This is a genomic window from Stenotrophomonas sp. Steno-Z2 (assembly GCF_056393235.1).
The window spans coordinates 1-446 of sequence record NZ_JBWJOY010000024.1 but is presented as its reverse complement, the minus strand read 5'-3'; the positions used below and the strand labels follow the sequence as shown (position 1 = coordinate 446).

At 69.3% G+C, this 446-nt stretch carries 1 pseudogene; it reads left to right on the top strand.

Features of this window, described 5'->3' with window-relative positions:
• A pseudogene (locus tag AC06FP_RS16845) lies at positions 1-446 on the top strand (hypothetical protein); the annotation flags it as partial.

Here is a 446-nt window from a genome sequence, read left to right as displayed (position 1 = left end):
CGCGTGGAAATCCTCAAGGGCCCGCAGGGCACCCTGTTCGGCGAGGGCTCGATGGGCGGCACCGTGCGCACCCTGACCCGCAAGCCCGACCTGGAGGCCTTCGGCGCCGCCTTCGAGGCGTCGGCCTCCACCACCCGCGACGGCGGCAACGGCTGGGGCGGCAAGGCCATGCTCAACGTCCCGCTGGTCAAGGACAAACTCGCCGCACGCGTGGCCGTCACCGACGAATCGCTCTCCGGCTGGATCGACGATGCCCGCAGCGGCCGCAAGGACATCAACGAGCAGCGGGTCAGGACCGGGCGCATCAAGCTGCGCTTCACCCCCACCGAGCGCTGGGACATGGACCTGGCCTACTGGAAGTACGACTCCGATGCACCCGGCGGCGGCAACAGCGCGCTCAACGACCGCACCACCAACTCCTACTACGCCAACACCGACACCTGGGA